The sequence below is a fragment of the Mycobacterium sp. TH-M82 genome (assembly GCF_057473605.1).
Genome location: NZ_JBYCKY010000673.1, coordinates 1 through 4804, shown reverse-complemented (window position 1 = coordinate 4804; position 4804 = coordinate 1). Strand labels below are relative to the sequence as shown.

6 protein-coding genes and 1 pseudogene are annotated in these 4804 nt (G+C 61.9%); 1 reads left to right on the top strand and 6 read right to left on the bottom strand.

Going from position 1 to position 4804, the window contains the following annotated elements; genetic code table 11:
* Window positions 1-207 (bottom strand): annotated as a pseudogene (locus tag AC2VON_RS19765) (IS3-like element ISPfr13 family transposase); the annotation flags it as partial.
* A gap of 20 nt (window positions 208-227) precedes the next feature.
* Window positions 228-539: a transposase gene (locus tag AC2VON_RS19760; protein ID WP_486954467.1), complete on the bottom strand. Its 312-nt coding sequence runs from the start codon at window positions 537-539 to the stop codon at window positions 228-230.
* A 245-nt stretch (window positions 540-784) separates the two neighbouring features.
* Between AC2VON_RS19760 and AC2VON_RS19755 the strand changes: the two genes are divergently transcribed.
* Window positions 785-1402, top strand: coding sequence for a TetR/AcrR family transcriptional regulator (locus tag AC2VON_RS19755; protein WP_486954466.1), 618 nt, complete (start codon window positions 785-787; stop codon window positions 1400-1402).
* Window positions 1403-1423: 21 nt separating this feature from the next.
* Here the strand turns inward: AC2VON_RS19755 and AC2VON_RS19750 are convergent, their stop codons facing one another.
* The 4 genes from AC2VON_RS19750 to AC2VON_RS19735 form a co-directional block, all read right to left on the bottom strand.
* The gene (locus AC2VON_RS19750; RefSeq protein ID WP_486954468.1) at window positions 1424-1888 is read right to left on the bottom strand and encodes an SDR family NAD(P)-dependent oxidoreductase; all 465 of its coding nucleotides are present in this window, start codon (window positions 1886-1888) and stop codon (window positions 1424-1426) included.
* The gene (locus AC2VON_RS19745) at window positions 1815-2816 is read right to left on the bottom strand and encodes an IS481 family transposase (RefSeq protein WP_486954465.1); all 1002 of its coding nucleotides are present in this window, start codon (window positions 2814-2816) and stop codon (window positions 1815-1817) included. Before AC2VON_RS19745 ends, AC2VON_RS19750 begins: the two co-directional genes overlap by 74 nt.
* A gap of 103 nt (window positions 2817-2919) precedes the next feature.
* Entirely contained in the window at window positions 2920-3315 is a 396-nt protein-coding gene (locus tag AC2VON_RS19740; RefSeq protein WP_486954464.1) for an SDR family NAD(P)-dependent oxidoreductase, read from the bottom strand.
* A 301-nt stretch (window positions 3316-3616) separates the two neighbouring features.
* A complete protein-coding gene (locus AC2VON_RS19735; protein WP_486954463.1) occupies window positions 3617-4687 on the bottom strand; it encodes a hypothetical protein in 1071 nt (356 codons plus the stop codon).
* Window positions 4688-4804 lie beyond the last annotated feature (117 nt).

Genomic DNA, 4804 nt, shown 5'->3' with positions numbered 1-4804 from the left:
CAGGTAGGCGGTCATCTTGCGCCGGCCGTACATGCCCTCGGGATCACCGACGGTGCTCAACAGCGCATCGGTGATGTGGGCATCGGCCACTGTCCGCACCGAGGGGCCGGCAGTTTTCCAGTTGCGGTAGGTCCGGCCGGCGACCTGCACGCCTTGCTCGGTGAGCACGCGGCAGATCGACTCGACCCGGTATCCGGCCGCTCGCATCTGGTCGATGAATCTGCAGATCAGCGGTGGCGCGGGTCGAGCTCCCGCGCGAAGAAAATCGAGGCTGATTTCAGAATCTCGTTGGCCTCCTTGAGATCTCGCACTTCCCGCTCAAGGTCCTTGATGCGCTGCTGCTCAGCAGTCGTGGCGCCCGGCCGCTGGGCCGCGTCGACCTGGGCCTGCAACACCCAGCGCCGCAGCGACTCAGCACCCACGCCGACCTTCGGGCCGATCGACTGGCACGCGCCATACACCGACCGATACTCATCAAGGTGATCGAGCACCATCTTCACCGCACGCTCACGCTGCTCGATCGGGTAATGCTTCGTCATATTCCGCATCCTTCTCACAGAAGGAAGCGGCATCAAACCCGGAACGGTTCACTCAGTTACGCCTGCGAGATGGTGGCACCAGGGGGCTCGGGGTGCGCGGTGCACCGCCGTTGGGCTAACTTGTCCCTGGCCTCGAACCGGTAGTGGTCGCGTGTTTACTACGCCACACCACCCGCGGCCGTCGCAACCCCCAGCGGCAGCAGCGTGTACTACCAATAGCTGAAACGCGCCCTACGATATGTGTGATGTCAGTGATTCGCGGCCACCAGCGCCGTACCCAGCGCGAGCGCGTCGCAGAGTCTTCGCGCCGACTCATCGAAGCGATGATCGAACTGATAGCCGAAAAGGGCTACGAGCGCACCACAGCAGCAGAGATCAGCCGCCGGGCAGGCTACAGCCGCGCGATGGCACACGCGCGATACGGATCCAAGGAAGCATTGCTCGACGAGATCATGAGGAATGACTACGAACAATGGATTGGAACGGATACTGATGTTGAGGCGTCGGGTCTAGAGCAGGTTCTCGCCCGTATCGACAACGTGGAATCGCTCGCCTCGTCCAATCCGCAATTCACGCGGGCGATGTTCATTATGCAGTTCGAGGCGCTCGGAAGCGTGACAGCATTTCGGGAACGGGTTACAGACTGGCTACACAGACTTGGGGATGCGGTGGAGTCCGCGGTCCGGCTCGGCCAGCAGGACGGTTCGGTACGCCGGGATATCGAGCCGGCGTGCTTTGCCGACGACCTGAAAAGCATGGTTATCGGTATCGCTTATTTGTGGGCACTCGAACCCGAATCCGTCGATCTCGTCGCGCGGCTGCGCCACACGCGAGCCCGAATACAAGCACTTCTTGAGGCGTGAATGCCCTGCGCGCCAACAGGATCAGGACCTCGCGCCGACAGCTGCGACGTCGGCGGAGTCAATGATCGGGTTGGGTCGCAGCGTCGCCGTCATGCCTCCGTCGATCGCCAGCGACGCTCCGGTGATATACCCGCCGGCGTCGCTCGCCAAGAGCTGGATCAGCCCGGCGACCTCGTGCGGCAGGGCGGGGCGACCGAGCGCGGTCATCGCGGGGACCTCGACGAGGAACTGGTGGCGCGCCTCCCCGGACAGATGAGCCTCGACCATCTCGGTCAAGTAGATCCCCAGGATCAAGCTGTTGGCTGTGATGCCGTCATGTCCCGCTTCGGCGGCGACGTAGCGCATAAAGCCATTAATACCGCTTTTCGCGGCGCCGTAGACGCTCATCTGATCGCCCGCCGACCCGGCTTGGCTAGCTGTAGGAGGACTGCACGTTGGTGACGCCGGTGGTGAGTCGTGATGCTGGTGGTTGGCCGTTGGCGGCAGAGTGTGGTCGATGGTAGTTGAAGTGGATGTTCCAGACCTTGAGTGCTTCGGCGCGTTGGGCTTCTGAGGTCCAGGTGCGGGCGTAGAGGAATTCCTCGGCCAGGATGCGGTGGTATCTCTCCACCTTGCCGTTGTGGCGTGGGGTGTAGGGCGTGATGCGTTGATGCCGGGCGCCGTGCAAGACGCGGGCGAAGTCCTTGGCGCGATAGCAGGAGCCGTTATCGGTGACGATCCGTTGGATGCGGTCGATCCCGTGCGCGGTGAACCAGACCCGGGCCCGGTGCATGAACCCGATTGCGGTGAGGGCCTTTTCATCGCTGAGCGCTTCGGTGTAAGTCAACCGGGAGTAGCCATCGACTGCGGAATGTAGATACACATAGCCAGCCCGCGTGCCTGCTGCGGTGGCCACCGCCACGGCCTTGGCCTGGGCGCTGCCCTTGCCGTGCACCCGCCACCCGCCACCGTCGGGGATGCGGCCGACCTTCTTGATGTCGACGTGCACCATGTGCCCGGGGTGGCGGGCGATGATGCGTTGCGGTACCCGGTTCAGGTCCCCGCTGGGATCAAGGAACCTGCGCCGGTTGAGTCCCAAAGTGATTAGCTGCCGGCTCACCGTACGCCGGCTGATCACGATGCCGCGCGCGTTCAGTTCGAAGGCGATCCGCGCCGCAGACCACTTACGGCACCGGCGCATCTTCTCGATCACACTGATGACCTCGGCCGGGGTGGCCGTGGGTTGGCGCGTGGGAGTCGAGGAGCGGTCGTGTAGGCCCAGCTCACCGAACTGCCGGAACCGATTGACCCACTTGGAGGCACACGCCCGCGAGATCCCCATCTCGGCAGCTACATGGGCAATGGGGCGGTCGACGCAGCGCGCGACCAGACGACGACGGCCTTCAACGGACAACGGGGCATTACCGTGGGTCATGGACGGGTTCCTTCACGTTCAGGACGAGGGGTTTGGCGATTTCTCATCCTGCCGCCGAAGGACCCGTCCTCCTCACATCCCGACCGTGTCGGCGCCTACAACGTCATGACCCGCAACAGCTAGCCGCCGAGGAGCAGTAAACGAACCTGCCCCAACGCTTGTGGCGCATCGGAGGCAGAAGGTCGCGGGTGAGCTCGATGTTGGCGGTCAGATTAACGCGGAGTTGTTGGTCGATTGCCTCATCGGTGAGCGCATCGATTGGCTGCTGGACCTCGCAGCCGGCATTGCCGATGAAGATGTCGACGGCGTCGAGCTCTCTGAGGGTTTCCTCGGAGAGCGCCTTGACGCTTTCGCGGGAGGCGAGATCCACAGTCCGCCATAGCACCCTCCCCGCGGTAGTTGGGTCGGCGTTCAGGGTCTCCGCGACCTCACGCAGCACCTCTTCTCGACGGGCGGTCATCATCACGGTTGCGCCGACGCTGGCGAGCGCCTTCGTCATGGCGAGCCCGATTCCGGCCGCACCGCCCGTGATGAGCGCTGTTCGGTTGGATAGGTCAACGGGGTCATGGTGCCCAGATTGCGTCATTGTCGTGGACTTCCTCAGCTTTCATTTTGGGTGTTCACCTTCGTCGCTAGTTCCAGCGGCGTTGTAGCCGCTAGGTTGCACGCCAGCGGCGAACGAGCCAGTCATCATTAGGGTCGGCGCCGCTAAGGCAATGTCGACCATTCCCTTAACCAAACCCCCGAAGCACATTCGGTCTCAACGGATTTCATGGATACGGCCGCGGCAGGGACGCGAATTACTTCCCATACGGCGGGTAATCCGGCGAATCCGGGAAGCAGTGCAGCAGACCAGGATCTTCAGCGAGAAGGTTGTTCCACAACCTGCGGTAATGCCGGAAGTTCATGAAGTCCTGGTCCTCGCCGTAAACCACTTGACCGTCGTATTCCCACTTCACCAGCGACCACCAGTTAATGATGTCACTGTTGATGGGCCACTTGAGCCAGTTCATGACCTGACCTTCGGCATGCAGTTCCCGGCCGAGTTCATCGACGCAGTCGATGACTTGGGTCAGCACCCGGCCGTCGCGCCCGCGTTCGGCTTTACGGGTACCGCCCACGACCTGCGCCTTGATCCCGTCGCGAATGTAGAAGCCGTGGGTCACCGATTCGGTTGTGCCCACGAGAGGATCCTCCTCGAACGACAGACCGGTCTGCGGGACGTAGAGGTGCCATCCGCTGTCGGCCGACGCAAAGACATAGGGCCATCCGGCACGAAGGGGATCCTTGATGTCGGCGTGACGGGGACCCCAACTGCGGTCGCGCAGTGCGCCGCAGTTGATCGGTATCGTTTCGCCCTGGATATCAACCGTTCCTTTGAACCAGCCCGCCTGCTCGTAATGTCCAACGGAGTACTCGCCGTCCAGCGCGACCCAGTTCTTAATGCCCAGATTTTCCTTGCCGTCCTCCGCAAGCTTCATATAGTGCGGCTCAGCCAGCGCGGTCCACGTGAGATCTATCTTCACCCCGTTGCGGTCATACCCGAACCGATACTCCTTCTGAGGTTCGATCATCTTGCAGGAGAGCGAGTTCGACAGCTGGTAATTGAACATCTCTGCGCCCTCGGGGATCGTGAGGTGCTGATCCCAGCCGTAATACAGACAATTGTAGACGTCTTCACCGGTGTGGTCCCAGATCGCCGGACCGGCCACCACCAGATTCATATTCGGCCGGAAATAGAAGTATATGAAGCCACATAGATTGCGCTCGGGGACAGTGAACCCAAGCAGACTGTTCTCACTCCAGTACGGATCATCGCTGCGCTTGTGGAATTGCTCCTCCGCCAAGTCAATCTTGTCAGTCCAGCCCATCTGTCCTTACCTTTCTTGAGGGGTGGTTGTTGCCCTCGGCCGTAGGCTTCGGACTGCCCAGGGACGTCGGGTATGGCTTTCATGCGTTTGCGGTGTTTCATGGCCGAAGGAGATTGG

What these genes read in the sequence shown, in the direction of transcription:
- AC2VON_RS19760 (WP_486954467.1), bottom strand. Translation starts at nt 539, where the DNA reads ATGACGAAGCATTACCCGATCGAGCAGCGTGAGCGTGCGGTGAAGATG.
- AC2VON_RS19755 (WP_486954466.1), top strand. Translation starts at nt 785, where the DNA reads ATGTCAGTGATTCGCGGCCACCAGCGCCGTACCCAGCGCGAGCGCGTC.
- AC2VON_RS19740 (WP_486954464.1), bottom strand. Translation starts at nt 3,315, where the DNA reads ATGACGAAGGCGCTCGCCAGCGTCGGCGCAACCGTGATGATGACCGCC.
- AC2VON_RS19735 (WP_486954463.1), bottom strand. Translation starts at nt 4,687, where the DNA reads ATGGGCTGGACTGACAAGATTGACTTGGCGGAGGAGCAATTCCACAAG.
- AC2VON_RS19745 (WP_486954465.1), bottom strand. Translation starts at nt 2,816, where the DNA reads ATGACCCACGGTAATGCCCCGTTGTCCGTTGAAGGCCGTCGTCGTCTG.